The sequence below is a fragment of the Methanosarcina sp. DH2 genome (assembly GCF_020804225.1).
In the GTDB taxonomy this organism is placed as follows: Archaea; Halobacteriota; Methanosarcinia; order Methanosarcinales; family Methanosarcinaceae; genus Methanosarcina.
The window spans coordinates 1-26,938 of sequence record NZ_WJBI01000020.1; the positions used below are offsets into that span (position 1 = coordinate 1).

The window sequence follows — 26,938 nt, forward strand, 5'->3', positions numbered from 1 at the left end:
GGGATAGAAATAGTGCTATCAACATCATGAAACGGTTCTTATCACAAAATGCTTTATGGACAAGCTATCAGAAGTTTTCTGATAATCTTCGACAAACAGGGTTACAGATGGATAATTGCATTACTGCAAATATCCAGGTGACGTAATTACTCGAAGGAAGCTCCGTCCTCGCCATCAGGCAGGGCGGGGTAGTTCACGGCTAGCAAGTATTAACGAAAAAAGGGAAACAATAAAGACCTCTGTTTATTATTCAAACTTTAGGCTAATTTCTGTAAACATAACGTATACAAGCGATCATAAACTGGATAATTTACGTTCATAATTTCTATCTCTATGGCGTGTTAAAAACCTTTTTCTTTTTCTTTTTTTCTTTTTCTTTTTTCTTTTTCTTTTTTTCTTTTTCCTTATACTCAGACAAGTCCTTGTTTTTTTGTGCATGATTGATATTTAAACTGAATAAATATTTATAGTAAGTGCAAAGTAGTTATATTAAAGTAAAAATCTAACAAAATTTTCCAGTAAAGGAAAAACATAAAAATTAGAGTGATTAGCTCAAGAGATAAAATCTTTACATTTAACTCAAATCTTTACACCTAACCTGATGGTGTATTGTTCACCTGCTTTCAGGCCTTCTACAAGGATATCTATGGATTGGTTGAAACCTGTCCGAAATAAGGATCTAATTACCTTAATTTTACAGGAATATGGTTTCAAGATCCATAGAAATGTCCCTTCTGATGCAGAGGATCCAGCTGCTCGAAAGAGATATCTGGGGACACAGGAAAGACATCGAAGAATATTACAGTTTTCATCTTCAATAATTGAAAAAATAAGGACAATAAAACATGAAGGTAAATCCACTGAGAACATTGAAACAAATGTTTCAAGGAAAAGAAAGCTGAACCTGAAATATTTACTTATCTCATGACCAGGAGAACTCCTACTGAATTCGAGAGGGTAAGATATACATTAGGTATTTTACTGGAGATTAGATCGACAGAGATATATTGAATCTTTTAAGAGTCCCTATTTATGATTTAATCTCCAGTTAGATTTGAGACTTTTTTAGGATTTGCGCAGTTGAATTGAGGAACCAGTAAAATACGAATCCAAGGTGCAGATGATTTACGGGTGATAGAGTTTCTACGGGTGATAGAGTTGTTGAATCGAATGTTAAAAATATTTTTTTTTACAGGCTTCTTTATACTTACATGTGTTCCTGATGTTCTGTGTATGACACCTGCACCAGTAGTTTACGTTGCGGGAGACGGCAGTGGCGATTTCAACTGTTCTGGAGATAACGACCAAGTACAAATTAACGAGGCTCTTACATATGTTGCCGGAAACTTAGAATATACAACGGTCTACCTCAAGGGGCCTTTCACATACGTTATAGATGATACTCTTCAGATTAGTAGTAACACAATCCTTGAAGGAGATTCCAATGCAACAATAAAGCTAGCAAGGAATGCTCGTTGGTCATCCACTAAACCATTGATTAAGGAAAAAAGTTTCAACAGTATGAACATTACTATACGCGGTTTTACTATTGATGGAAATCGAGGAGAAAATACCAATGTGATAAGCGGAGGAGGCTATTACAACCTTATCCACTTGAGCGATTGCCAGAATATAAGTGTGTATAATATGTATCTGACCAATAACCACGGAGATGGCTTAAAGACTAACAATTGTTCTAATGTGAAATCCTATAATAATAAAATATATTCGTTAGGGCATGATGCTCTATATGCCATTGACTGTTCAAACGTGGAAGCCTATAACAATACAATAACCTGTAGAACGAATAGTGGACTGAGATTGTATAATACAAACCACGCAAGTTTCTATAATAACACTATTACCTCCGAGAATTCAGGAGGTGCAGGAATTGAAATCCAGAAGGATGGATCGGATTCCGCAATGGATGATATTGAGGTATATAATAACGTAATATACAACACTGCGCTTTCAGGAATCTTTATTTTCGGATCAGGATCTTATCCTACATCATCTGCAAATATCCACGTCCACCATAACCAGATCTATGATACAGGAACTGATTCAAGCAGCAAAGTGATAGGCGGAATCTTATCCAATGGATTCAATGCTCTAATTGAAAACAACGTGATTGATGGTGCATATGGGGCTGGTATTGTGCAGAATAATGCATATTTCTTGGCTCCGACTGGCTCAGGGTATGTAATTACAGTAAGAAATAACATAATAACGAATACTCGCATATCAGCAGGCGGAGGAAAAGGGTATGGAATATATAACCTGCTTACAGACACACACTCCTTTGTCCTGCAAAATAACTCTTTCTATAACAATACAGGTAGCGATTATGCAGGTGTTCAGGCATCACTTTCGGATATAACAACAGATCCTCAATATGCAGACAGGGATAAACACGACTACCACCTGAAGTCAAAAACAGGTCGCTGGAATGGGAGCAGTTGGGTGAATGACAGTATAAGTTCCCCATGCATCGATGCCGGATATTCTTTATCGGATTATTCTAACGAACCGGAACCAAACGGAAACAGGATCAACATAGGTCATGATGGGAATACAAGATATGCCTCAAAATCAGAATTGAATATTTCAAACAATAGTAGTGAAAACAACAGTGATAACAGTGATGATAGTGACAGCAGCGACAGCAGTGACAGTAGTGACGGTAGTGACAGCAATGGAGGTAGTAGCCACAGCAGCAGTGGTGGAAGCGGCGGCGGCGGTGGTTCCCCTGAACATTCTAGAAACATTGAAGTAAAGGAACTTTCCCAGGTCTTCATCACAAACGGGAAAGCTGTAAAGTTTGATTTTACAAATAATGCAACCTGCGTAGTTTCTGTAAGCTTTGATGCAAAAAAAACAGTTGGTAAGACAACAGCCATTGTAGAGGTGCTGAAAAATAAATCTACTCTGGTTTCAGACCTACCTTCAGATGATGTATATAAATTCTTTAATCTCTGGGTTGGAAACGGTGGATATGGAACCTCAAATACTATAGAAAATCCGGTCGTCTGTGTTAAGGTTGAAAAGGCCTGGATACAGGATAAAAAGATCGACCAGTCTTCTATCACCCTTAATAGATACAATGATACAAAATGGAACCCACTTTCAACCGACCTATCAGGGGAAGATGACACGTACCTGTATTTCACAGCCAAAACCCCGGGATTCTCTCCCTTTGCAATAACGGGTAAGATTACAGTAAAAGAAGCTGTGATTGAAATACCACCTGAACCTGACACTCAGGATCTTGAACAAAACAATGGAAATACTGGGTCCGAAATTGAAACGAAGCCTGAGCAGACAGGAAACGCAAGTATGTCTGGAAAAGAAAACGTAAGTATGCCTGGATTTGAAATGATTTACTGTATTATAGGACTATTTGGAGCGTTCCTGTATAATAGAGAATAAAAATAAAATAAATTGCAGTTAGATAGTTAGGATAATTGACCTCACTATCTAATTTCTTACTTTTTTTAAGTTCGTTTTGGATTCTTAAAGTTCCTTTTTAAAGAGCTCTTCCAGATAAGTATGATTTTTGCTCAAGTTTTCAAGCTTTTGTTCTTTTAAACTAAGTAAAGCAACCATTTTTAAATTAAAAATCCGATTATTAAGTTATAGGAATTTAACGTGAACTACCCCACCTGCAAATCTGATGATTTGCGAGGAAGGGGCTTCTTGCTTCATTCCTCGAACTACTGTTCACAAGTCCACAAGCCCATCCCCTACGTTCCGTAGGTGTCAGATAACTATTAGATTTTGATCTTGAAGAGAGAATTTTTTGATATTGATAGCGGCGTTTATATCCCTGTCATGTTTTGTTTTACAATCAGGACATTGCCATTCTCTCACTTCTAAAATTAATTCTTTATTATAATAACCGCAAACATTACATATCTTACTAGATGGTTCAAACGTCCCTATCCTCAAAACTATTTTTCCGTACCACTCAGCTTTATACATTAGTTTTGTAATAAAGCTTGACCATCCAGCATCAGATATTGATTGAGCTAGATAGTGGTTCTTTTGCATTCCTTTTACATTCAGAGTTTCCAACGCTATAGCTTGGTTCTCGCTTATTAATCTAAAAGAGAGTTGATGTTGGAAATTGGTTCTCTGGCTAGTAATAATCTCATGAATTTTGGCAAGATGATGTCTTGCTTTATTTCTATTTTTAGAGCCTTTCTGTTTTCTTGACACTCTTTTTTGAAGAACTTTAAGCCTTTGAAGTGAGTTTTTCAGGTATTTCGGATTCTCTATTTTTTCTCCATTGGAAAGAACTGCAAAATCCTTAATACCTACATCAATTCCTATGGTACTTGATTCTGATATTTCTTGTTTTTCAGGGGGTTCTTCTCCGTCATCTACAAGAATAGATACGAAGAACTTTCCAGTATTTGATCTTGAAATAGTTGCAGTTTTCATTTCCCCTTCAAATCTTCTATGAAGAACTGCTTCAACTTCACCCAATTTAGGGAGCTTAATTACATTTCTATCAAAATCTACTGTATAATGTTGTGGTATTTGATAAGACTGTACTGGATTTTTCTTAGATTTGAAATTGGGAAATCCAGATTTTTCTCTAAAGAATTTTGTAAATGCTGATTCTACATTTACCAAAGAGACAAGTAGAGCCTGAGAATTAGCTTTTTTCAACCATTCATTAGAAGGTTTGACTTCATGAACTAAAATCCTTTGTAAGTCAAACCTTGATATTGATTTATTATTTTGCTGATAAGTTTTAATTTTCTGTTCTAAAGCCCAATTATAGACAAATCTACATGCACCAAAATGAAGAGTTATTAGTTCTTCTTGATTTTTATTTGGGTAGATTCGGTATTTATAGGCTTTTAACATACTATATTATACGGTTTAAAGAGATATATAAATTCCGTTAAACCTATTATAATGAAGTTGACGGCTTTCATCCCCCACCTGTCGGGCTACGCCCTCCGAGGAAGGAGACTTCCCGCCTTAGAGTTAAAAATTTTTAATTTATGTTCAAATAGGCAAACTGCAGAAATGCAGATTTGAGCAGGAAACTTTTCGATGAGATCCCGATTTTTAGTTTGTTAAACTGTCCGCCGGAATTTTCCCGCAGAGCAGGAAGAATTATTTATTATATTCTTGCTATTAATTTAAGGGAGCGAAAAAATAAGACGGTACAAATGGATAAGCAATGGATTCTGGTTACATTCTTGATTCTTGTATTCATAGTCAGCACCGGAGCGGGGCTACCGGGAAAAAGCCCTGAAGTTGAGAGCTCCGAAACCGGTCAGGTTTGCATTAAGGATAGCTGCTTCTCAGTCGAGATTGCAGCAACCCAATTTCAGAGACAGTATGGACTCATGGATCGGGAATATCTCGATCCTGACAGAGGGATGTTATTTGTTTTTGAAAAAGAAGGGAACCATTATTTCTGGATGAAAAACACCCTAATACCTCTGGATATTATCTGGATTAATTCAAGCCAGGATATTGTCTATATAGAGAGGAACGCTCAGCCATGTACTCCGGATTTTTGTCCATCTATCGATCCCGGGAAAAATGCCAGTTATGTCCTGGAAATAAATGGGGGCCTATCCGACAAATATGGTATAAATGTAGGGGATAAAGTAAACATAAGTTATGTAACCTCATCAAATGTAACCTCGTCAAATGTAGCCTCATCAAATGTAACCTTATTAAATTCGAGAGATAATTTTCTAACTAGAAAACGTGCAGTAGTTTATCACTCATTCTGGAAGTTTAAATGGGCCTTTTGAGTGTGTTCAATATGCTTGGATAAAGTACAGGTGGCTCACTTTGGAAATATTCTCGGAGAATGGTATCCCACTAATTATCTTTATTATCTACAATGATCATATTACAACTTGATTGCATAGGCAATTTCATTGATTTCCCCCTTCACTTAATTACTAAAATAATTTAGTTTATTTCTTGTTTCGGTGTGAGTTATTTGTACCTTCATTTCTTATTGAAAATTCTATAAGACGCTGGAGACCGTCATCCTGAGCGGTACTCTACAAAGGACCTGGAACCTATTGGTGAGAAATCCAGATGCTTCAAAGGTCTCAGCGTGACATTTCGAGAAAGATTTCAACAGAGACGCTTTCGTCCCCTTTTCACTCACCAGTTTCATTGACCTGAATGCCTGCCATACTGATGGCTGCCAGAACATCGAAGAGTTTTACTGTTGTAGCTGCGGTCCACCGCGGCTGTATCACATCGAATCCAGAATAGCCAGCCAGTCGAAATCGGTGAGGTTTTGAGGGGTCAGTGGGAAATAGGTCATGTTCTTCATACTGCCCGAGCGAGTCGGAAGAGATGCGATTTTCGAGGCTGAAAGCCCCTGACCTCTCTGAGTTGGAATGAACCGCACCGGCCCCGGCACTGCAGTCAGCCGCTCCTCAAGAATGCCGGCTTCGGGATGGCTGATGCCATTAGCTTCAGAAACGCCCACTACAGAGCCGATGACGGCATATCGCGAGCCGAATATCTCATTGAGGTGAGATCCTACCGGCCACCATATTAACAAATCATTGCCAAGTTGCCATTCTGCCTTTCCGCGCTTCAGGTGGCTGTTGTGAGCAAAGACAAATACTTTCCCCCTGCCACTTTCACGGGAAACGATATACTCCAGGTTATCCGCCATCATCACTTCACGGATGCCGAGGCCTTCAACAATCCGTTTCCCTGGCTCCGACTTTCGCGCCAATGTGGCGTGATAGTTTAGCAACTGCCGTGCAATCATTGCATAATGCACGGCTTCCAAATAGCGGCTTTCATCGCTCTTAGCCACCAGTTCGGGGCGGCGTACGTGCAGCTCTGTAATGAGATCCTCAGTCTCAATTCTCAAAGCAGTCGCTGCTGGTGAAAGGCCTATCGACTTTGTCGGATCCATCATTGCAGCAGGATTTTCCCAATTGGAGTCAATGCCAAGAAGCGGGTCGATGCGTTCGCGATGCTCTTTTCCGCTGACACTATCAATCGAGACGAGGTAATCGAGAACAAAATGCAGGACCTGGCGCGGACTATCGGTGCAGGTCATTTCGGTCGGGCTGTCGAAGCCGTAAAACCGGAGTTTAACGCGATGGGAAGGATTGGCGTTGTACCCCCGCATCCACTCAACGAGTTCTCTATTCGCATCGAGTCGGCCGAAACCGTGGCTAAATCCGATTTCATGTACAGCCTCATACGATTCCGGCCCGCGACCGGCTACGTACTCGTTCACGATATGCGCCCGGGGAAACTGCTCTCGATGGCAATGGCGCTGTAGCCATGCTTCTCAACTAGGCGCTGGAAGAGCCAGTTGCGGAGTAGAAGAATGTCCTCGCCGCCGTGGAGTGCTTCTCCAAAGCCAAGCAGCTCCACAGAGTCGTCAAGTGAGGCGATGACCGTGTCGACGGAGGCGTTGAAGGTTTCGGACGAATCGACGGAGAATGGAATCGCTTCGTGCAGAATCCAATCGTCGAGTGTGGTATACACCGGGTCGAAACTTCTCTGAAGCGATGGATTTTCTTTCATTTTCCCAAGACCTCCTGGTAATTAGACCATTCATACATTTTTTACATTAATTCTTTTTCGTTTAAGCCAACGACTTTTAATTCTTCAGGTGCCGGATCTTTGGGGTGTAACTCTGGGTTTTGTGACCAGCTCATCAAATACTATTGGGAAATAAAGAATCTTATGGAGAATGGCAAAATTTCAGGTAATAAAAAGATAAGTTTCCGAAGTGGTGCTATTACTTTTTCATTGAGTGCCTCTATTTCTGCTGAATGGTTTTCGTTTTCGGGCTCATATGTAACTCCCTCAAGTACAGTGCCTTTAAGAGCCTCGAAATTCTTCTCGACCTCAGTAACGAGTCCGTGCGTGTCCTGCTCATTTCTCAGCCTCCAGGAGCCTGATAAAAGAGATCTCAAGACTTCAACTTGAGATCAAACACGTTTTTTTCGACATATGTTCAAGTTTCTCCTTCAAGTGAGGAGAATTTCTTCTTCAAGTGAGGAGAAATAGTTACTAAAAACCTAATTTTTTGTTCATGTAAATAAGATCAGGACCTAGCAAAATACAGGATTGAAAAAGAAGACGGAAGTGCCAGAGCCCTCTGGAAGCCATGGCGAGCAGGAACTACAGCCCAGGCAAAAAGAGGATAAGAAAATAAGAAAAGAAACAATAGCAAAAAGTTCATAAAGAAATACAGCATTAACAGTGCAAAGACCTTTCATAACTTCCAGAGGAATTTAAAAATGAATTTGTCAGCATCTTACAGGATTAAAACAGCTCTGACTACTTATTTGTCTTTTTTAGTCGATGCGACAGTTAGTCTGGCCTATTCCAGTATTCGATATCTTGTAATTCGGGCAAGAGGTTAAAGAATAAAGTGTAAAATAATTCTAAATTATGGAGATCCCCCACATGAAACGAAAATTCCAATCAGGAAATGACTATCTCGTTTTGTATGACTGCGGTACTGCCTTTCTATGCTATGGAAATTCTTCTCCTGTCAAATGCGATTATTACGAAAGTGGAAACATCATAACAATTAGATTAGAAGGGGATACAATGCAGATGAGGATAGATGAAGGAGGTGTCATTTCGGTTATCGGTGATAGATGGGAGGAAGTTTATCCTTTCGAAATTGCAGCATGATATCCTTCATCTTTTCGTGCGTCGTAGATGTAAACCCACCTTTATTCACGGGAAAAGAGCCTGTGTGTAGGTTTCGTACAACTGCCCGGTATAGATCAGCGTCATCCCGACACGCCATGATCCTGGTGGTGCAACGTTGATGCAATAATTAAATGGTTCACTTAAGACATTGGCAAACTTATCCTGACCTTGCCATACATGATTCAGGCCTGCCAGATCAGTGGCATAAATAAAGAAAGTGGTGCTTGTAGTTGAAAATGCAAAGACCTCTTCGCCGGGATTTATGTTTAACCACCCCATTACGTGCCAGTCACCATTTCCTCTGCATAAACCCGGATCGAAGTACGCAACAACAACTGCCACTTTTGCAATATAGTTATTACGAATATTAACATTCATTGTCTCTCTCCCCTAATGATACTTGTCGAGCATCGGTCATTTTTTTTCTGTTGGGTTATAGTTTACCCTTTTATAATCAAATTTTATTTAAATACATTTTATACATCAATTATTATAAAAACTGTTGATTTTAATATAAAAATAGCAGAAAAATAAATTCTGAGTAAAGGTAGTAACCAAAGTAGTGATGCCTGGCAGCTTAGATACCCTCAAAGCTGACCGGGGCTGACGGAAAAGGCATCAGGGATCTTATAGGAATAGAGGGGAATTAGCCTGTAAGTACTGGAACGAGTTTTCAAAGGCTATTCCAAAGGAATATGTTTTTTGTTCCAGGATAGATCAGTACAGAAGATCTGCAGGACCTGGGTATATGGTGAACACCATGCTGAATTATGGCTATTCTCTGCTTGAATCCGAATGCCTTAGAGCCGTTAATTCTGTGGGTCTGGAGCTCATGTAGGGTTCTTGTATGAAATGACCCCAAGCAAAAACAGCTTAGCCTATGACTTTCAGGAATCTTTCAGGAATCTTTCAGGTTCCCTGTAGATCTGTCTGTTATCGGCCTGGTTGAAAGTGGGGTTATGGAAACTAAGGATTTCCTAAGGACAGAAAATTACAATCTCAGGCTAAAGCCTACAGGAGTCAGGAAGATTGTTAATGAGTTTTCCAATACGCTGAATAAAAAGGTAAGTTATCAGGGAAAAGAAAGTACCTGGAGTTATGTTATTTTTCTGAAGGTAAAGGGGTTAGCCCATTACCTCACAAGCAAAAAGGAAAAACTGGATTTTGTTAAGCCTGAGTATGAGATTGAGAGAATTGATTCCTATGACATAAGGCAAAAGATGTATGTGAATTTTTAGAAAGAATAAAAGAAGAAAATGAGTATGATCCTATAGTTGTACTGGATAACTCAAAAACATATAATGCAGATATTACAGTCAGAAAGGCAGAACAATTGGATATAATATTTGTATTCCTGCCACCATATCATCTGACTTAAACCCAATTGAATTTATATGGAAAAATGTCAGGAAGAAAATTTTAAAAGAATTCATTGAATCGGTTACGCAACCCGGAAAATTGATTAAAAAGGAATATACCAAGTTAGCTAAATTAAAATCTTTTGCTAACAATTGGATTAAATTATTTGATGAACAAATTAAAAGTGCAATTAATTCATGAGTTGACTATAATCTGACTTTATAGAAAAGAACTAATTTTATTAGGACAACTTCCTAAAAAACAGTGATGTGGATATTTTTCAGTAGCGTACATTTTTTGTTCTTGTATACATGGAATATTAATAGTTTAAATTAATAATTAATATGAAAGGCTTTTATATTTTTGTTATAATATGCTTAAGTGTGGGGAAGGATAATATGGGACTGCTAAGTGATTTTTTTCAACTTTCTTGAGCTTCTGTCAAGTCTATGGAAGCTAAAGAATTTTTTCAGCTACAGTTGAACCTGTAAATGACCAGCCCCCGTAGGCTTGAAAATACAGTAAATTGTATGAAGAGGTGAAATCTTAATGAGCCACCAATTTACTCCAAAAAGGAAAGGTCAGAAACCAAAATTCGATCATGAAAAAATCGAAGAACTCCTTAAAGCAGGTGAGAAACCCCTTAAGATTATGCTTCTGTTAGGCTGTTCTTATGGGGTTTTACGGTATGTACGAAAGAAAAAGGGAAGAAAGAAAGTATAATTTTAAAAAGATATCATTTATATTCGGTTAAGATACGATCTGTAAGAAATGTGTTGCTTTTAATGCATTTTCCTGTTAACCTATTATTATTAAGTTTATTGAGTCGTTGGGGTGAAAAATATGACTAAAAGACTATTTGCAATCGCTTGTACCTTCTTATTCATAATAGGTCATATGTTCAAGCGAAGGAAACATATGCAAAAATCTCTTGTCTGGAGAGGGTTTCTAAGCGAATCTATGTTGGTAGACGACTATAGAAATCTATCGCTTTTCAAGAAATTGGTTTTTTGGGTGTATTATCCTTTCTCTTATGCTAAATTTTTATGGGTTGTTGTATGGGATCGTATTGACAGATTATGCTTTAGAGATTCAAGAGCAAAATATACTAAAACAAGGATGGAATACCAAAAATCCTGTAAAATACAATAATATGAAAAGTTATTAGTTATGCTGAAAAAATTACTACTTTCTGGTTTTATTTATTCATCAGAAAGAATGAGACTTTTTATAAAAGATTCTTGTAATTATAAATGTTTTTTTTGTTATTCTTGTTAGGGCAACTTTATGAAAAACAGGGATTGTGCATGACCCTTAAACATGCGTTGCGTTTTTTTGACTTACCTATAACCCATGAATTTGGTGCGAGGGGTGGAATTCGGACTACAAAATCCGTCTTATCACTATCTATCCCGGCATAATATCATCGCTTTGGCTGTGTCAGTTGTATTTATCTTTATCTTTATGAATTTGTTATATATAAGTGGAATAAAAAGAACGAGGAGAATAGATTATTAGTAGAGTTCACTCTAAACTAAAATTTGCTTCTTAATTAATCCCTTTTCTAATTAAATCATTAAATAAAATAATTTAGCGCCTTCTACTATCGGCAATAATGACAGATATCAAGAATTACGTTCATCTTTTATTGAGTAAAAATCTAATGAATGGCAAATTTGTTGACAAGACTGTTGGCCACATTAAGACAATTACATTGACGCCAATTCTCAGCACATTAATCCCGGTCTAGTTCCTCCTATGAATGGCACTTGAGGCTAAATTGAAAATACTTAAAAATAATGCAATATTCCATAAATTCAGAATATAATCATGAAATAAATGGAAATGAATCAGTTTATGACTCCTTATTGGTATCAAAAGAGAAGTTAATTTTGTCTATGGCATTTACAAAAAATAATGGCTGTACAAAAATTTTGCATTACTACACAAAAAATTCGAGTTACCAGTACCATATCCCTTTTAAAAAATTAGATGGATAGAATTCGGACCTGCGAATTCCTTTAATAAAACCTTAATCCAATCATGTTCGGCCTGGCAAATAACCCTCGCATAATCTGTTCGTAAGTGCTTTTTAAGTAATTGAAATAAGATACAGCCTTTTGAATAATTTCCCAAAATTTGTACTGTACTCTTGAAAGTTAAGCGGAGTTTACCTGTTACCCCTAATTCATTCTTATCTCGGGTTGCTGTAATGAATGTACTCGTAAAAGTTAAGCGGAGTTTATCTGTTATCCAGAAAAAAATAGAAAAATATGAGAGAGCTTTTGATAGTATGATAGTATATTTAAATTTTCCAAACAGGATATATATGCCAGAATTGATTTGGGTACTTTGAGTAATTATGGGACTGTATGAACTTGAGATACAAAATCAAGCACGATTGAACATGGGCAAAGATCGAAAATGAATTATTTGGATAGGAGCACGTAATTAAGGAGTTGGGCTTATTAACAATGTAAACGAGCAAGAACTTGATGTTAGATTAATTCAGAAAAACGAAAAAAATATAGAGACAATATTTAAAATTGATTCTGATGCATTCAATGAGAATTTACTTAGTAACTGGTCATTGGTACCTTTTATCCGATTTGGACACGTTTTCGGTCTCTTTACCTGTAATTCCTTGAAAGGTTTTGCTATATTTATGAGAGCATGGGATAATCCAGAAATTGCTTATCTGGTGGAGATAGCAATAGAAGGAGAAAGTCAAGGAAAAGGACACGGATACCATCTTATGTTACAATCCCTATTACATCTGAAAAATGACGGAATCTCTACCGTTGTTTTAACTGTTGATCCGGACAATTCGCGGGCCCGGCATATTTATTGTGATAAATTTGGATTTGAATTTATAGAATACCGCAAAAATGAATATGGACAGGGGCGCGACAGATTGTTCCTGAGATTAGACCTGGAGAAATGGACTCAGTAATCTCTAATTTTCCTCCAGAAAACAGGATAGTTATCAAAACCATTAACCAAAACTACTAACGATCGGTCAATTGAGACTTCACAGAACCGAAACAGTTAAGATTTAAATACAAATGTGTAAGAATAAAAGGATTTTCGAAGGAAAGGAGGAAAAAGATTTTTAGTTTAAAAATAGACCTCCAAGAGAAGCAGGAATTACTTAACCAATTTTTACTTTAAAAAAACTGCTTACCTTCAGTTGTCCAAAATAGTTGTTCAAAATATCAACTGTGTAGATATATATTCTCAGAATAGAGTTAACAAAAACAGATGCGGGGATATAGGTATCTCGAATTTTTTGTACGCTTTTGCATGAGTTATGCACAACCTCTTATTTTGGAAAGTTGCCTCAAATAAAAAGTAATTTTTGTTTTCTACAATGCATATCTAAAATGTCAAATTCTTCTTTTCTATTCTGCAATACCCAAGACTCTATTATTAAAAAATAGTCAACCTGTAGTATACACAGGAACTATTAATTTTAGAGGATATTTTCTCATAAGTATAATAATTAGATCAACATGTGACAAAACAAATCTGTAAAACATTACACATAATTTATATAACAAGAGATCAACCTTTTACAAAGGTTTCAATGAAAACATTCCAGGAAATTCAAGCAAAAATAGACAGAAGAAAGAGATTAACATATAATACATTAAGTCTGACAATTCTCTAAAATTCCCTTATGATTGGTATATAAGAGTAAAAAACCTCTTATATGAATTTTAACAAACTGATTTTAAAAATAATAATTTTGATTCAAATAGCTGCAGATTGATAGGACGATTAATTTTTTTAACAAATAAAATGGATATAGTTTAATACACTTTAAGATTTGCAGGAAAAAAAGGAAGATTAATGCTTATTTTAAAAACCGATAACAAACAAAATCAGACAAAACTCTCTAAATTCAAAAATCATATAGAGAATCTTACAGTATGTATAAAAACAGTGTATTAAACTAGAGAAACTTTCTAAAAGGCTATAAAAAAGAGCTTTGCATGTACGAGACCATACTTAATCCTAACACAGAGAAGTATAAACTTCTAAGACTCAAAAAAAGCGATATCCTTGAGCTCTTTAGTATATTTCATGAAACATATTCTTTGAAGATAGACAATACTTCTTTTTGTGTGGATATGACAATAAAAACATCCATTGGAGAGCATAGGAAAATCAAAACGAAAGAAGGACTTGAAAAAATTTTAAATGAACATAATGATGTAAAAAGTATTTCCATTACTATTCTAATGTACGACATAAATAATAAAGAAAGAACTTTAAAAGAAAAAGGCTTTTTCGAAGTAACATGCATTGGAAAGTTTGAGCTTAATCAGACTGAGGCAAAGCTTGGTATTACAAGAGAGTATTATCCAACATTGGCTGCGGGTATGCAGTCACGTGTAAATAATTTATTGAGGAAAAGAGAAAGTTATTTAAATTACTTTTTTGGATGGTCAGCTGTAAGTTTCATTGGTTTATTTATCTTATTGATTGAGTATTTCTTTTTGATTTATAAACAGTTACATGGTGTTGAATCACTTATACTTCAAATTGCTTTGCTGGGATTTCTAGGAGTTTACTTTATTGGGCTAAAAAATAAGGTATATAGAGAAATGCATGTAAGATTTGATTCTCCTGAATATAATGATCAGATAAATGAGTTTTTTTTATGGATTAGTGCTCAGATAAAAGCAAATCTGGTCCCTTTTTTATTTGGAATGTTTTCAACCTTAATAACAACATACATTGCTTATAGATTGAAATGGATATGAGTTCTATGTATTACTATTGTGTTGAGATTAATTGGTAAAATCTACTATTTTTTTATTTGCGCTGTTACTCTTCGAAGGAAGTAAGAATATTCTTATATTATATAGAGCGATTATAATTTCAAATACATAGGGTAAGAATTTTCATTTTTTAGTTCAATCTTCTTACCTGCAGCATCTTAGTCTTGCTGCAGCCTAGATCCATATCGAGAGACAGCAAAAATCTTGATGTTTTGACAAAACATAAGGATTTGTTACGTTTAGTTTTCAATGTCAATATGCATAATAAAAAAACGCCTATATTTTTCTTTATGCTTTTTTGCATTTACATGGTTATCGGTCAATTATTGTATATTCCCATATACTATCAAACAGAGAAGTTCATAAAAGCTTATTATGAAGATTAGTAAAAAACGATAGTTTTAGAAGGGTGAACTTATTTAGTATTTTGAGGATTATTTGGAAAATAGTAACAAATCGATAAGATAACTTTTATGAAGAGTTCGTTGAAAATCAATAGTTGATATCCTTTAAACCAGGTTTAAAAACTTATACTTGAGGCATACAAAATACATACTTGCGATTATCTAGATCTAGATCTTTTACTATATTGACCATTTCTTTGAACTTTCTGTATCTCTTATCTGTTTCTTGTCTGGAAATCCCTTTTTTCAACTGCCACTCTAAATCAAAAGCAAATGCATAGTCAATTGCTGAGAGTTTCTCTTTAGTATGCATATCAATCAATTGTATCCGAGATGTAGCTAAAAGTGCAATATAACTATGATTTTCGTAGAAAGTAATTGAGTTTTCTTTTATGTTTTCGTTATAATAAGGCTTATACAATACATTAAATTGATCAAAAGAAATGTCAGCGCAATGTGACAATTGAGGCCCAAATTTTAATTTATTCAAATAAACCTCACTTAATTCGGGTCCATTTATAAGATAATCAATTGTTGTACATTGCCACAACATATCGTAATTAGGCCAAATATTCATGAAATCTTCAGTGTACTCTTTTGAAGTGATATATATTTCAACGACGTTAAATTTAGGAAAATCGCTTAAGCTAAAGTCGGAAGATGATAACGGCTCTCCTTTATAAATGAGATTTCCAAAATCAAAAATATTATCATGTTCCTTTTTTTTATATATCTTTTTGTTACCCTCTTTCACTTCTAATTTGCATAGCGGTAGAGGAAAGCAGGTATCTAGTTTAATGTCTATTATCTTTGAAGAGATGTTTCTATATTTTGAAGAATTGTTTTTACATAAACAGACATCGGATTTGTTATCTAGGTATTTTATGTGAACAATTGGATCCTGATCCTTCTTTTGGGCAATTAAATCCTTCTTTTTTGACGAATGATACGTTATTTCAGCTTTAGATTTAATAGAATCAATAATCTGTGGTGTTTTTTGCCCTAACTCCCATGATTTAGCTAAAAAATTGTTTCCGAGTAAACTGAATTTAAATTCAGGATATTCTCCTTTACATAATGGAACTATTCTACAAATATCTACACCATTATCAATGATGGCAATATTTTTCATACTTTAAATTATTATGTAATATATATTGAAGTTTGGGGATACTTGTTGGTCATGGTGCAAAAATAATATTTTATCAGTTTGAAAGATATTAGATTAAATTGAAAACACAGGACTTCACTAGATCTTACACCATGTGTTTATCCTTGGTAACAGGTAAAAGTTTCATATTAAATTATTTTTTCTTCAAGAATAAGCAACCCTGCACTTATAACTACATGTTTCTTTTCTGGAATTCGAAGTCTTGAAAGGCTGATTGCAGTTTTTACACAACTTCTTAATCAGAGCTCCCCCTCTTCCTTGTGTATGCTTTTCCTGACTTCCTTGTTGGCTTTTCTTAGGGCTTGTGTATAAAACCTATCACCTTCTCTTCTTGGACTATATGCTCCTCTCCTAGGCTGCTGACGAGTTCATTTTCTCTTCCTTGTGCTCTTTCTCTTGCTTCTGTGTGCTTCACTAAGCTTGCCTATCTGCTCTTCCTTTCTGCTATCTGTTCATAGAGTGCCTATAAATAAACCGACTTTAGGGGTTAACCTGACCCTCCTGAACCAAGTGTTCCCAAGCCCTAACCCTCTCTAAAACATGGCTGTTAAGACTAAATGGCTTATCGCTTTTTGCGTTTTGCTTCATGTAATGCAGAGTCCCCTTAGAAAACCCCAACTTTTTCCAATCATAATAAGAAATACTCAGGATCTTTTGCCTTATTTCGTAGGAATCAACCCTTTGACCTCCAAACTCAGGGTTAACAAAATCAAGTTCTTTTGTTTTCCCTGCCAGGTAGTGAGCTAACCCCCTGACCTTTAAGAGCAGGGTAGGCCCCCAAGAGGTCTGTTTATCCCCATAACCTACGGCCTGGTTCAGCATGTTAGAGAACTCATTAACTACTTTCTTGGCCCCTGAACCCCTTAACCTCAGGTTGTAATTCTCAGTTGTGATAAAGTCTTTCTTATCAATTGTACCACTTTCTACCAGGTTAATAACTGCTAGGTCCACAAGGAACCTGAAAGGCTCCTGAAGGTCATAAGCTAAACTGTTCTTGCTAGGGTTCATCTCGTGCAGAAAACCCACATGAGGGTCTAACCCCACAGTGTTTATGACCCTTAGACACTCAGATTCAAGCAGAGCGTACCCATAATTCAGCATTGTGTTAACCCTATCCCCTGAACCCATAGGCCGCCTGTACTGGTCTATTCTAGAACAAAAATCATATTTTTTAGGGATGGCTTTTGAAAACTCATTCCAGTATTTCCAGGCCAAACCTCCCTCAACCCCCATAACCTCTCTAATGGTTCTGGCCTCTTCTAATTTTTTGAGTTCATCTGAAACATCAAAATTGATTTCTGGATATCTTAGTTTAAGATAATCAAGAACCACCTGAGATTTATTAAACTTGGCCTCAATAAACTTTTTTGCAATCTCAAGCCTTTTTTCCTGATCTTCAAAAGCATGATATTGAGCAAACTTTGTTTTTACATTGGTACTTTCAGGAGGAAGCATTGTTGTTAAGAGTTTGCCATCCCAATTAAGGATAGAAATCTGGACATTGTGTTTAATCAACCATCTAATAGCATCCAGGGTTATGTTTCCGCTTCTTCCATAAATGACAATGCTATCAATATCTATTCTTTTTGGAAAGAAAACGTATTTCTGAGGTTCATCCTCTATCAAGGAACCTCCTTCTTTAATGTGAAGTTTACCCCCCTCAACATGCATATCTATACCATACCCAGCCAATAACAGAAGTTTCATTTTTTAATCCCCCTAAGATTTGGTATTTGGCCTAGACTGCTAATTGCAGCCTCCCTAGGTTCATTCGGATCTATCGGTTTTTCACTCAAAATTTCGGCTTGGTTCCTAATTTCAGCTAAGGCATCGGCTGTTTCTATGTTCCCTTCTTTTCTCAGCCTATTTTCTAGATAAAATAACTCTGTTCTGCCTTCTTCAATTACTCTAACTGTGGACCAGTTCCAATAATCTCCTTTCTGTCTTGATAATATACCTGCTTCGACATCTTTTTTTAACTGTTCAATAATAGCCTTATCATTGTAAAATCCAAGTAGCCAGATAACACGCCGCCTTAACATTGTATGTTTCTTATGTTCTTCTGGATATCTTTCTAACAAATCCCTTAACTTTTCCAGCAAAATTGTTTTATTCCCTGGCTTGATTCCCTTATCAATGATGTGCTTATAAAGAATTTCAAGTAGGTTATCTATCAAACAAGTATCCTTATTGTCTAAATTTAATACCAAAAGATCGAGTTGACTCGGATTCAAAACATATCTTTTCTCATATCTTTTGATTTCATCCAGCACCATTTTTTTATCAATCTCATCCCCTGTTTTGAGAAGGTTAAAAATAGTATCAATATGCCTCGTTCTCTCGATAGAATTCTTGGCAAATACATAAGATGCCTTTCCATCTTCTTTCTCAATCCCATGTTTTTCGAGATCTTGAAGGTCCTTTAGAATCAAAATCAATTCTGCTTTATGCATATTTGCTAGCTTTCTCTCAATACTCTTTTTGCTGTACCCTCTATCACCAGGATGACTTTCTATGAGATATTTTATCAGTTGCCCCCTTCTTACATGACCTTTTTCAGATAAGTAATCAATAACTTCAGTCTCAAAATCTACCTCAATTTTTATCATATTTACCTCATTTATTTGGTTATATGATATCATATTTAGTATCATTATATACCTCAAATATGTATATAAAAATTCTCTCCTGTTTCTTACTTACATGACAAAAAAAATCCGATTATTAGTCAGTTTGCCTCCTTACCTTAAGGAGAAACTCGAAAAGAAATCTAAAGAATTTGGATGCTCACAAGCTGAAGTTTTGAGAACTTCTTTTATAAGGCTCTTGGAGGCTGAAAGATGAGCAGACCAAGATTTTCCAAAGACTACAGAACTTATGGGAAATGGCTCAAGGCTCAGCCCAGGGATACAAAATACGCAAAGGAGATAATCAGGAAACACAAGTTTTTCCCTGATAAAAGCCTCAGTCAGCTTAGAAATCTAAAGATAGGAGATTTCGATCTTAGCCAGAGAGCCTGGAAAACTCTTTCAGCCCAGGATAAGAGAGATAGAAATCTGTCTCTCCAAATTTTAAGAGAAATGAGAAAAGGTGAAAATCTTTCTTCTGTACTTGAAAAGATAGGCAAAAGGACAGAATTTGCAGTCAAGCATCTTGGAAAGAACCTGTACAAGTCAGGAGGAAACTGGAAGGTTACAAAAACAGACATTATCCAGGTTAATATGCTGATCTACTCCACAGAAGGACAAAAAACAATTATTACAGCCAGTTCTAAGGATAGGTCTTTGATAGGAGAATATTTTGCTAGCGTTCAGAAGGCAATAAAAAACAATGATCCTTCTGTTCTTGCCAAGTTTAAGGATATTCAAATAGTGGATGTTAAAGGCAAAGTGCACTACTTTGAAACTGATCTTAATAAGCTATATGAAATACTGGAAGCCCAAGAAGAACCTGAATTTTTGGAAATCTATCAGCACTGAGAAGGCGAAACTATGGACAAAGACATATACCAAAAAAGTTTGAACAAACAGAAGAGAAAAGGAACACCTTCTCTTTGCTGTGTTATCTGTGGAGAAGATGATCCAGAAGTTATTGAAATGCATCATATTTTTGGTAGAAATAATTCAGACCAGATTCAACCTCTCTGTAAAAATTGCCATTCCAAGGTAACAGGAGAACAAAACAAGCTAAGTCCAAAAGCCAGATCTGGAACCGCTTCTCCTGAACAAAAGACAGCTTTTCAGTTAGTTTCTATTGGTGCTTTACTGAAAGAATTAGGGACAAGACTAATTGATATTGGAAATGAGATGGTGCTAAATGGCTAAAGTTGCGGTTAGAGGATATACTCAAAGACTTGAGAAAAAAGGAGAGTATAGAGATTTTAGGCACTACGATACTCCACTCAGGCATAACAGGGTACTGGTCTTTGATACTGAAACTACTGACGATCAATATCAGAATTTCAAAATAGGATATTTTCAGATCTACCAGGATGGGTTTATTCAGCATGATGGTTTATTCTATGATCCTTCTACCCTGAATGAAAGGGAAAATAGGACCATGAATACCTATTCAAGAAAACATAATATAAGTCTGTATTCTCTGGATGAGTTTATAGATTATGTTTTTTATCCTGAAGTCTTTGGGCTTAAAACCCTCTGCACTGGGTATAACTTGGCTTTTGACCTTAGCAGGATAGCTAAAAGATCAGGTGATTCTAGGGGAAAGAATAGAGGCGGTTTCACCCTTGCGCTCTCAAATGACCCTTTCAACCCTCCTATAATAATCAAAAAGCTTGGATATTCTAACAGCTTCAAGTTTACCACCACCAAGCAGAACAAAGGAGAAAGCTGTTTCTCAGGCTATTTCCTGGATACTCAAAGACTGGCTGAAGTTCTCCTTCAATCAAACCATATTTCCCTAGAGAAAGCTGGAGAGAAACTTAATGCATCTGTTCGGAAGATGAAAGGGATTAAACACGGAAAAGTTACTAAAAAATATATTGACTATTTGATAAAGGATGTAGAAACTACCCAGGCTGTATATGAAAAGCTTGTTAAGGAGCTCGACGTTTATCAGATCTGCATACCTATAACAAAGATCTTTAGCTCTGCTTCCATTGGAAAACATGCTCTCGACCAGTTAGGGGTTAAACCATTCCTGGAACTGAACTCAGACTTTCCAGACTCAGTTATTGGAAATATGATGACTTCTTATTTTGGAGGAAGAACAGAATGTAAAATCAGGAAAGAGCCAACAAAGGTTACAGTTCTTGATTTTACAAGTATGTATCCTACAGTTACAATGTTAATGAACCTCTGGAAATACATCATAGCTGAAAGCTTAGAAATTCAGGATGCTACAGAAGAAACTAGAGAATTTGTTTCAAAACTGAAGCTTTTAGACCTTCAGAAACAGGATACATGGAAAAAGCTTGTTGTTATGGTCAAGATTCAGCCTGATAATAATATTTTACCTGTAAGGATGGATTACAAAGGAAATAATACTGGCTTTAACGTAGGAATCAATTATCTGAGTTCTACCTCTGAGATGTGGTATTCTTTACCGGATGTTATAGGCTCATTTCTTCTTACTGGCAAAGTTCCAAAGATCATAGAGGCTGTAAAATTTGTTCCTAAAGGAGTACAGATGGGGTTAAGAAAATCCAGGATTCTTGGTGTTGATATTGATCCATCAAAGGATAATATTGTTCAGATTCTTGTAGAAGAGAGGCAGAAGATTAAGGAAAAGTCAAAAAAGGCAGATAAAAATGATCCTGAACTTCAGCATCTATCAAGCAGAGCTCAGGCTATCAAGATCCTTGTAAACGCTCTCAGTTATGGAATCTTCATTGAACTTAACCCAGAAGATAAGAAAAGTGAGTTTCAGGTTTATGGGCTTGATAATTTTGTTACAAAGGAAAACAGGTTTGAGAAGTCAGGGAAGTATTTTCATCCTCTCCTGGCTGTTATGATTACTTCAGGAGCCAGGCTTTTCTTAACAATGGCTGAAGCCAGGTTAAAAGAACTTGGAACAATTCACGCTTACATGGATACTGATTCAGTATTTGTTCCTCCTGAAAAGGCTCAGAAGCTTGCAGAGTTCTTTCAGCCTCTCAACCCTTACAACATAGAGATTCCATTGCTTAAACCTGAGAAAAAAGATCTCTGGTTTTATGGTATTGCTTCTAAAAGGTATGCTCTGTACTACTATGAAAATGGAAAAATCAGGTTTATGGAAGATGAAAGGTCTTATAAGCTTCATGGGCTTGGGCATTTAACAAACCCATTTCCTAATTCAGTTGAAGATTGGCAGGCTGAAATCTGGCAGGATATTCTTAAACTGCATTATGGGCTAACTACTGGAAGGGATATTGAAGAGAAGTATTCTAGCCTTTATGCGATTTCCAGGCTTACTGTTAGTACTTCCAATGTGTTGAACAGGTTTAAGAAATTGAATGAGGGAAAACACTGGAAAGAACAGATTAAGCCTTTTAATTTCTTCCTTGTAGGATTCCAGGCAATTGAAGAAAATGATACAGCTGTTAAGCCTCTGGCTCCTTTTACTAAGGATTATCAGAAGATAGTTTATGAGCCGTTTATTGATTATGAAACTGGAGAAACTAAGGAAGGATCTCAATATTTCAAACCATTGAGTAGAACTATTTTGCAGTACGTTGAGCATATGGAAAATAAGTTTGAAGGAGATATAGGAGTTTTAGAGAGAAAACATGTTCAGGCGGATGATTTATTCTACATAGGGAAAGAAGCCAACAACATTGAGGATCAGTCTTTAGATGTTACTGGGGCACAAGTGTTCATTAATCAGGAAGAGATTAAGCAGAAGATTTTAGCAATAACACCTGAAGAACGCCGGAAAATAGGAATTAGTAGAAGTGAACTAGGCTATCTTAAGAAAAATGCAAAAGAGGGAACGTTAAATTTCAACACTAAAAATGTGAGAATAATTACAGAATATTATAGCTCTTAAATGCAAAAAATAATCAATATACCTAACGTCTTAATTATTCTTTAAAGTAAAAGCCCTTTTGCTATTTCAAGATTATTTTGAGTCGTTGCATAGTCAAGTGGATATTTCTCAATTGTATAAACTTTTAGAGCCTCTTTGTAGGCATTAATAGCATTTTGAGCATTAGTTTCCTTATCTCTAACCTCAGCTAAAGTCATATATGCATTTCCAAGATTATATTGAGTACCTGCATAGTTAAGTGGATATTTCTCAATCGTATAAACTTTTAGAGCCTCTTGATACGCATTAATAGCGCTTTGAGCATTTACTTCCTGATCTCTGACCTCAGCCAAAAGCCTGTATGCAATTCCAAGGTTATTTTGAGCCTTAGCATATTCAATTGGATATTTCTCAACTGTACGTATTTCTAGAGCTTTTTGGAAGGCATTAATAGCATTTTGAGCATTAGTTTCCTTATCTCTAACCTTAGCTAAAGTCACATATGCATTTCCAAGATTATTTTGAGTATATGCATAGTTAATTGGATATTTCTCAATCGTATAAACTTTTAGAGCCTCTTGATAGGCATTAATAGAATTTTGAGCATTTACTTCCTGATCTCTGACCTCAGCCAAAAGCCTATATGCACTTCCAAGATTATGTTGAGTCATTGCATATTCAATTGGATATTTCTCAACTGTACGTATTTCTAGAGCTTTTTTGTAGGCATTAATAGCTTTTTGAGCATTAGTTTCCGTATCTCTAACCTCAGCCAAATCAGAATATGCATTTCCAAGATTATTTTGAGTATTTGCATATTCAATTGGATATTTCTCAACTGTACGTATTTTTAGAGCTTCTTGGAAGGCATTAATAGCATTTTGAGCATTAGTTTCCTTATCTCCTACCTCAGCCAAAAGCCTGTATGCACTTCCAAGATTATTTTGAGTCATTGCATAGTCAATTGGATATTTTTCAGGTGTATATAATTCTAGAGCTTTTTGGTAGGCATTAATAGCGTTTTGAGCATTTGCTTCCTTGTCTCTAACCTCACCTAAACGTACATATACATTTCCAATACTATTTTGAGTATTTGCATATTCAATTGGATATTTCTCAGGTGTATATATTTCGAGAGCTTTTTTGTAGGCATTAATAGCATTTTGAGCATTAGTTTCCGTATCTCTAACCTCTGACATATCAGAATATGCATTTCCAAGATTATGTTGAGTCATTGCATACTCAGCTGGATATTTCTCAGGTGTATATATTTCGAGAGCTTTTTGGTAGGCATTGATAGCGTTTTGAGTATTTGCTTCCTTGTCTCTAATGTCAGCCAAAGAAATATACGCAGTGCCTATTTCAGCTTGAGCTAAAGCATATTTATCAGGAAATTTATTGTATGATATTTTTAGAATTTTGTTATATTCATCAATTGCTTCTTCAAATTGACCTTTATTGGAAAAAGAATTTGCTTTATCAAAGCCATAATCAATTTCTTCTTTTATTTTTTGATTATTAAGATATGAATTGATCACTAAACCTAATACTAGAACAAAAATTCCTACAATTAAAGGGGCAATATAATTTTTATGTAAATCTTCTTTTTCCATACAATTCTATTAAGTTTCTTTTTATTAAAAGAACTAGTAAATACATTGTCTTAATAAATAGCACATTTTAAATATTTTCCATATTCTCTCAAAGTAACTGTATTAATTTACACGTATTCAGAATAACTCTAAAATTGTAAGAAATTTATATTCATTTAAAAAAGGAACATTTTTTGATTAGGTTGAGGCACCTTTCTAAAAATACGGTTGTGCATAACTCACGCAAAAGCGTACAAAAAATTCGAGATACCTATATCCCCAAAAACAGATGCGAGGGGTGGGATTCGAACCCACGAAATCCTTCGATATCGGATCTTAAGTCTAACATCATATACGATACAAGATTTAAATAAATATTTATAGATTGTATGTAAATCACTAAGTATGAGAAAATTTCCCGAGTTTAAAGAGCCAAATACTGAAATCATGAATCAATATGCTAGGTACATGAGCCTGATCGGAAAAAAGGACCGCACAATTTTTGGTGACCTCTGGAATTTGAAGCCTTTTTTTGATTATTTAGGTGAGAAGTCAGCAAAAGAAGTTACAAGGCAGGATATGGAAGACTATATTCTTCATCGAAAACAAAAAGTAGGCCCGACTACGGTACACAATGGAATAATATCCCTCCGATCCTTCTACAAATGGGCAAAAATGAATGGGGAATATTGTCTTGAGGATGATTTATTTAAAAATATCAAAACAAAGCAACCTAAAAACAATCTCCCAGTAGATGAAGTTCTTTTACCTGAAGATATCCTAAAAATGCGGGATGTAGCCAACAACCAGAGAGATAGAGCATTAGTTATGGTCTTGTGGGATTCCGCAGTAAGGAAGGGAGAGCTTCTTAACATTAACATAGGCCACGTACAATTCGATAAATATGGTGCAGTTGTTATAGTCAACGGGAAAACTGGGAAAAGGAGAGTACGACTTATAGATTCCGTCCCTGATTTACAGCTATATTTAAATATGCATCCTCTTAGGAATGAACCCGGAGAACCTTTGTTCATTACGGATCGAAAGTACGATGGCAATTATAGGAGACTCAATGAACAAACTGTTAATAATATACTTAATGCGCTTGCCGAAAGAGCAGGACTTATGAAAAATGTTTACCCTCATGCTTACCGTCATGGAAAATTGACCTGGCTATCAAAGCAAGGGTTTAACGAGATGGAGTTAAGAATCTTCGCTGGATGGACTAAGGAGAGTAATATGCCGGCTACCTATCTCCATTTGTCAGGAGCAGATATTGAAAAGAAGATTCTTCAGAAGAGTGGAGTTATTGAAGATAAAACGGAAGAAAAACAGAAGGAGCTTAGACCTATCGAATGTCCTCGCTGCAAGACAAAGAACCCTGTAGGAGCTAAATATTGCTCAAGTTGTTCTATGATCATTGATCAGGAAACGGCAATCAAACTCGATGAGACCGAAAAAATATATAGTGAAAGCTTAAACACAATTCTAAGAGGAAAAATTGATGAAATTGTTAAGGAAAGAGTGATAGAGATATTAAAAACTATAAAGTAACAGTGATTTAATTAAAAAAACCACCCATTTCCAAACCATTCATTTCCATAGAGACCACTTTTTTAAATAGTCTTTTAAATTCTTCATCTTCTGACTCATTCGGTTTTATTTTTTGAATTTCTTTAGCATTTTCCTTAATTAACCCATCTGAAATACTTTCATAAACATCCTCAGAAATATGCCCCGTATAATAATCACATAATGCCAAGCCTTGAAATAAAAAAGCAAGTAGAAAAGGTTCTCCAGTTAAAGTGTATAGTTTATCTTTAATGTTTTCATCACGGATCCACTTTAAGAATTTTTTATTTTCAGTTTTTATTCTTTGATTTCCACGGACATTAGTGTATAATGAAGAGAACATTAAATGTTTTATCTCAAGACTTTCAGATATTAATTTTCGTGTTATTTTTTCTTGAATTCTTATCCGAATAGCATATTCATCAGGAGACAAAACAAACCTCAAACAACTTGGGCTACTCCTTAAGTATGTTTCTATATATTTCGTTTCATAATCATTTGGACTTCTAAAACCACGCTTACAAAGCTCTTCATTAAAATATTTTACAACAGAACAAACCATTTTTTGATAATGATTTGAACTAACGAACTCTACTATAACTTCATTTTGAAGTTTCAGAATTAGTTTAATAACATCTATGGAATCGCTAAGCCGATATACTTCAACTAAGCCTCTTCTCTTGACTCTTTTATAACTTTTTTCTAGAATTCCTTTATCTACAAAACTTTTGCATATTTCGATTGCTCCTGATTCACTAATGTTTATTAACCACTGTTTGACACCAGCACATATTTCTTTTGGATATGCAAATTCATTGTTATTTTTTATAAAATAATAAATTATTATTTTCCTTTTTTCAGTCATAAATTATCAATGAAGTTATATTTGTATTT

The 26,938-nt window shown here is 35.6% G+C and carries 22 protein-coding genes; 13 read left to right on the plus strand and 9 right to left on the minus strand.

The window, feature by feature from the left end; all coding sequences use genetic code 11:
• The first annotated feature begins 737 nt into the window (after positions 1-737).
• Both FXV91_RS20300 and FXV91_RS17425 read left to right on the plus strand, forming a co-directional pair.
• A complete protein-coding gene (locus FXV91_RS20300; protein WP_345945536.1) occupies positions 738-821 on the plus strand; it encodes a hypothetical protein in 84 nt (27 codons plus the stop codon).
• A 412-nt stretch (positions 822-1,233) separates the two neighbouring features.
• Positions 1,234-3,429 (plus strand): PGF-pre-PGF domain-containing protein, encoded by a 2,196-nt coding sequence (locus FXV91_RS17425; protein WP_229391976.1) that lies wholly within the window; start codon positions 1,234-1,236, stop codon positions 3,427-3,429.
• 330 nt (positions 3,430-3,759) lie between these two features.
• Here FXV91_RS17425 and tnpB read toward each other — a convergent pair whose 3' ends face one another.
• Complete coding sequence (tnpB, locus tag FXV91_RS17430) at positions 3,760-4,875, minus strand: IS200/IS605 family element RNA-guided endonuclease TnpB (RefSeq protein ID WP_229391978.1); 1,116 nt, start codon at positions 4,873-4,875, stop codon at positions 3,760-3,762.
• A 173-nt stretch (positions 4,876-5,048) separates the two neighbouring features.
• Here tnpB and FXV91_RS17435 point away from each other — a divergent pair, with 173 nt between their 5' ends.
• A complete protein-coding gene (locus FXV91_RS17435; protein WP_229391980.1) occupies positions 5,049-5,783 on the plus strand; it encodes a DUF192 domain-containing protein in 735 nt (244 codons plus the stop codon).
• Between the two features lie 458 nt (positions 5,784-6,241).
• On the opposite strand, the gene FXV91_RS17440 is transcribed toward FXV91_RS17435, so the two are convergent.
• Together FXV91_RS17440 and FXV91_RS17445 are read right to left on the minus strand one after the other, a co-directional pair.
• Positions 6,242-7,252, minus strand: a complete 1,011-nt coding sequence (locus FXV91_RS17440) for an erythromycin esterase family protein (protein WP_229391983.1) — start codon at positions 7,250-7,252, stop codon at positions 6,242-6,244.
• Positions 7,249-7,545 (minus strand): hypothetical protein, encoded by a 297-nt coding sequence (locus FXV91_RS17445; RefSeq protein WP_229391986.1) that lies wholly within the window; start codon positions 7,543-7,545, stop codon positions 7,249-7,251. The genes FXV91_RS17440 and FXV91_RS17445 overlap by 4 nt, the downstream gene beginning before the upstream one ends.
• A 251-nt stretch (positions 7,546-7,796) precedes the next feature.
• On the opposite strand from FXV91_RS17445, the gene FXV91_RS20035 reads away from it, so the two are divergent.
• Both FXV91_RS20035 and FXV91_RS17450 read left to right on the plus strand, forming a co-directional pair.
• Positions 7,797-7,925 (plus strand): hypothetical protein, encoded by a 129-nt coding sequence (locus FXV91_RS20035; RefSeq protein WP_255680693.1) that lies wholly within the window; start codon positions 7,797-7,799, stop codon positions 7,923-7,925.
• A 511-nt stretch (positions 7,926-8,436) separates the two neighbouring features.
• A complete protein-coding gene (locus FXV91_RS17450; RefSeq protein WP_229391988.1) occupies positions 8,437-8,670 on the plus strand; it encodes a hypothetical protein in 234 nt (77 codons plus the stop codon).
• 45 nt (positions 8,671-8,715) lie between these two features.
• Here FXV91_RS17450 and FXV91_RS17455 read toward each other — a convergent pair whose 3' ends face one another.
• On the minus strand, positions 8,716-9,069 hold the full coding sequence (locus FXV91_RS17455) for a DUF1036 domain-containing protein (RefSeq protein WP_229391989.1): 354 nt from the start codon (positions 9,067-9,069) through the stop codon (positions 8,716-8,718).
• A gap of 304 nt (positions 9,070-9,373) precedes the next feature.
• On the opposite strand from FXV91_RS17455, the gene FXV91_RS20040 reads away from it, so the two are divergent.
• The 4 genes from FXV91_RS20040 (at position 9,374) to FXV91_RS17470 (ending at position 14,819) form a co-directional block, all read left to right on the plus strand.
• Positions 9,374-9,529, plus strand: a complete 156-nt coding sequence (locus tag FXV91_RS20040; protein WP_345945537.1) for a CRISPR-associated endonuclease Cas1 — start codon at positions 9,374-9,376, stop codon at positions 9,527-9,529.
• A gap of 121 nt (positions 9,530-9,650) precedes the next feature.
• Positions 9,651-9,929 (plus strand): hypothetical protein, encoded by a 279-nt coding sequence (locus tag FXV91_RS20050; protein WP_255680694.1) that lies wholly within the window; start codon positions 9,651-9,653, stop codon positions 9,927-9,929.
• A gap of 2,711 nt (positions 9,930-12,640) precedes the next feature.
• Positions 12,641-13,003 (plus strand): N-acetyltransferase, encoded by a 363-nt coding sequence (locus FXV91_RS17465; RefSeq protein ID WP_255680695.1) that lies wholly within the window; start codon positions 12,641-12,643, stop codon positions 13,001-13,003.
• Positions 13,004-14,045: 1,042 nt separating this feature from the next.
• Entirely contained in the window at positions 14,046-14,819 is a 774-nt protein-coding gene (locus FXV91_RS17470; protein ID WP_229391993.1) for a hypothetical protein, read from the plus strand.
• Positions 14,820-15,365: 546 nt separating this feature from the next.
• On the opposite strand, the gene FXV91_RS17475 is transcribed toward FXV91_RS17470, so the two are convergent.
• From FXV91_RS17475 to FXV91_RS17485, 3 genes are all read right to left on the minus strand, one after another.
• Positions 15,366-16,373, minus strand: coding sequence for a hypothetical protein (locus FXV91_RS17475; RefSeq protein ID WP_229391995.1), 1,008 nt, complete (start codon positions 16,371-16,373; stop codon positions 15,366-15,368).
• A 519-nt stretch (positions 16,374-16,892) separates the two neighbouring features.
• Entirely contained in the window at positions 16,893-18,119 is a 1,227-nt protein-coding gene (gene cas1 / locus FXV91_RS17480; RefSeq protein ID WP_229391997.1) for a CRISPR-associated endonuclease Cas1, read from the minus strand.
• Positions 18,116-19,021 (minus strand): hypothetical protein, encoded by a 906-nt coding sequence (locus tag FXV91_RS17485; RefSeq protein ID WP_229391998.1) that lies wholly within the window; start codon positions 19,019-19,021, stop codon positions 18,116-18,118. The genes cas1 and FXV91_RS17485 overlap by 4 nt, the downstream gene beginning before the upstream one ends.
• A 231-nt stretch (positions 19,022-19,252) precedes the next feature.
• Here FXV91_RS17485 and FXV91_RS17490 point away from each other — a divergent pair, with 231 nt between their 5' ends.
• The 3 genes from FXV91_RS17490 to FXV91_RS17500 are packed head-to-tail and all read left to right on the plus strand — an operon-like array spanning position 19,253 to position 22,901.
• A complete protein-coding gene (locus FXV91_RS17490) occupies positions 19,253-19,891 on the plus strand; it encodes a hypothetical protein (RefSeq protein WP_229392000.1) in 639 nt (212 codons plus the stop codon).
• Positions 19,892-19,903: 12 nt separating this feature from the next.
• Positions 19,904-20,236, plus strand: a complete 333-nt coding sequence (locus FXV91_RS17495; RefSeq protein ID WP_229392002.1) for an HNH endonuclease signature motif containing protein — start codon at positions 19,904-19,906, stop codon at positions 20,234-20,236.
• The gene (locus tag FXV91_RS17500; protein WP_229392003.1) at positions 20,229-22,901 is read left to right on the plus strand and encodes a hypothetical protein; all 2,673 of its coding nucleotides are present in this window, start codon (positions 20,229-20,231) and stop codon (positions 22,899-22,901) included. The genes FXV91_RS17495 and FXV91_RS17500 overlap by 8 nt, the downstream gene beginning before the upstream one ends.
• 41 nt (positions 22,902-22,942) lie before the next feature.
• On the opposite strand, the gene FXV91_RS17505 is transcribed toward FXV91_RS17500, so the two are convergent.
• A complete protein-coding gene (locus FXV91_RS17505) occupies positions 22,943-24,493 on the minus strand; it encodes a tetratricopeptide repeat protein (protein ID WP_229392007.1) in 1,551 nt (516 codons plus the stop codon).
• Positions 24,494-24,877: 384 nt separating this feature from the next.
• On the opposite strand from FXV91_RS17505, the gene FXV91_RS17510 reads away from it, so the two are divergent.
• Positions 24,878-26,026: a site-specific integrase gene (locus FXV91_RS17510; protein ID WP_229392009.1), complete on the plus strand. Its 1,149-nt coding sequence runs from the start codon at positions 24,878-24,880 to the stop codon at positions 26,024-26,026.
• A 7-nt stretch (positions 26,027-26,033) separates the two neighbouring features.
• On the opposite strand, the gene FXV91_RS17515 is transcribed toward FXV91_RS17510, so the two are convergent.
• Complete coding sequence (locus FXV91_RS17515; RefSeq protein ID WP_229392012.1) at positions 26,034-26,909, minus strand: hypothetical protein; 876 nt, start codon at positions 26,907-26,909, stop codon at positions 26,034-26,036.
• Positions 26,910-26,938 lie beyond the last annotated feature (29 nt).

Coding starts and splice junctions, on each gene's coding strand:
- FXV91_RS20300 (WP_345945536.1), top strand. CDS start 738: ATGCAGAGGATCCAGCTGCTCGAAAGAGATATCTGGGGACACAGGAAA.
- FXV91_RS17425 (WP_229391976.1), top strand. CDS start 1,234: ATGACACCTGCACCAGTAGTTTACGTTGCGGGAGACGGCAGTGGCGAT.
- tnpB (WP_229391978.1), bottom strand. CDS start 4,875: ATGTTAAAAGCCTATAAATACCGAATCTACCCAAATAAAAATCAAGAA.
- FXV91_RS17445 (WP_229391986.1), bottom strand. CDS start 7,545: ATGAAAGAAAATCCATCGCTTCAGAGAAGTTTCGACCCGGTGTATACC.
- FXV91_RS20035 (WP_255680693.1), top strand. CDS start 7,797: ATGGTTTTCGTTTTCGGGCTCATATGTAACTCCCTCAAGTACAGTGCC.
- FXV91_RS17450 (WP_229391988.1), top strand. CDS start 8,437: ATGAAACGAAAATTCCAATCAGGAAATGACTATCTCGTTTTGTATGAC.
- FXV91_RS17455 (WP_229391989.1), bottom strand. CDS start 9,069: ATGAATGTTAATATTCGTAATAACTATATTGCAAAAGTGGCAGTTGTT.
- FXV91_RS20050 (WP_255680694.1), top strand. CDS start 9,651: ATGGAAACTAAGGATTTCCTAAGGACAGAAAATTACAATCTCAGGCTA.
- FXV91_RS17470 (WP_229391993.1), top strand. CDS start 14,046: ATGTACGAGACCATACTTAATCCTAACACAGAGAAGTATAAACTTCTA.
- FXV91_RS17475 (WP_229391995.1), bottom strand. CDS start 16,373: ATGAAAAATATTGCCATCATTGATAATGGTGTAGATATTTGTAGAATA.
- cas1 (WP_229391997.1), bottom strand. CDS start 18,119: ATGAAACTTCTGTTATTGGCTGGGTATGGTATAGATATGCATGTTGAG.
- FXV91_RS17485 (WP_229391998.1), bottom strand. CDS start 19,021: ATGATAAAAATTGAGGTAGATTTTGAGACTGAAGTTATTGATTACTTA.
- FXV91_RS17490 (WP_229392000.1), top strand. CDS start 19,253: ATGAGCAGACCAAGATTTTCCAAAGACTACAGAACTTATGGGAAATGG.
- FXV91_RS17495 (WP_229392002.1), top strand. CDS start 19,904: ATGGACAAAGACATATACCAAAAAAGTTTGAACAAACAGAAGAGAAAA.
- FXV91_RS17500 (WP_229392003.1), top strand. CDS start 20,229: ATGGCTAAAGTTGCGGTTAGAGGATATACTCAAAGACTTGAGAAAAAA.
- FXV91_RS17505 (WP_229392007.1), bottom strand. CDS start 24,493: ATGGAAAAAGAAGATTTACATAAAAATTATATTGCCCCTTTAATTGTA.
- FXV91_RS17510 (WP_229392009.1), top strand. CDS start 24,878: ATGAGAAAATTTCCCGAGTTTAAAGAGCCAAATACTGAAATCATGAAT.
- FXV91_RS17515 (WP_229392012.1), bottom strand. CDS start 26,909: ATGACTGAAAAAAGGAAAATAATAATTTATTATTTTATAAAAAATAAC.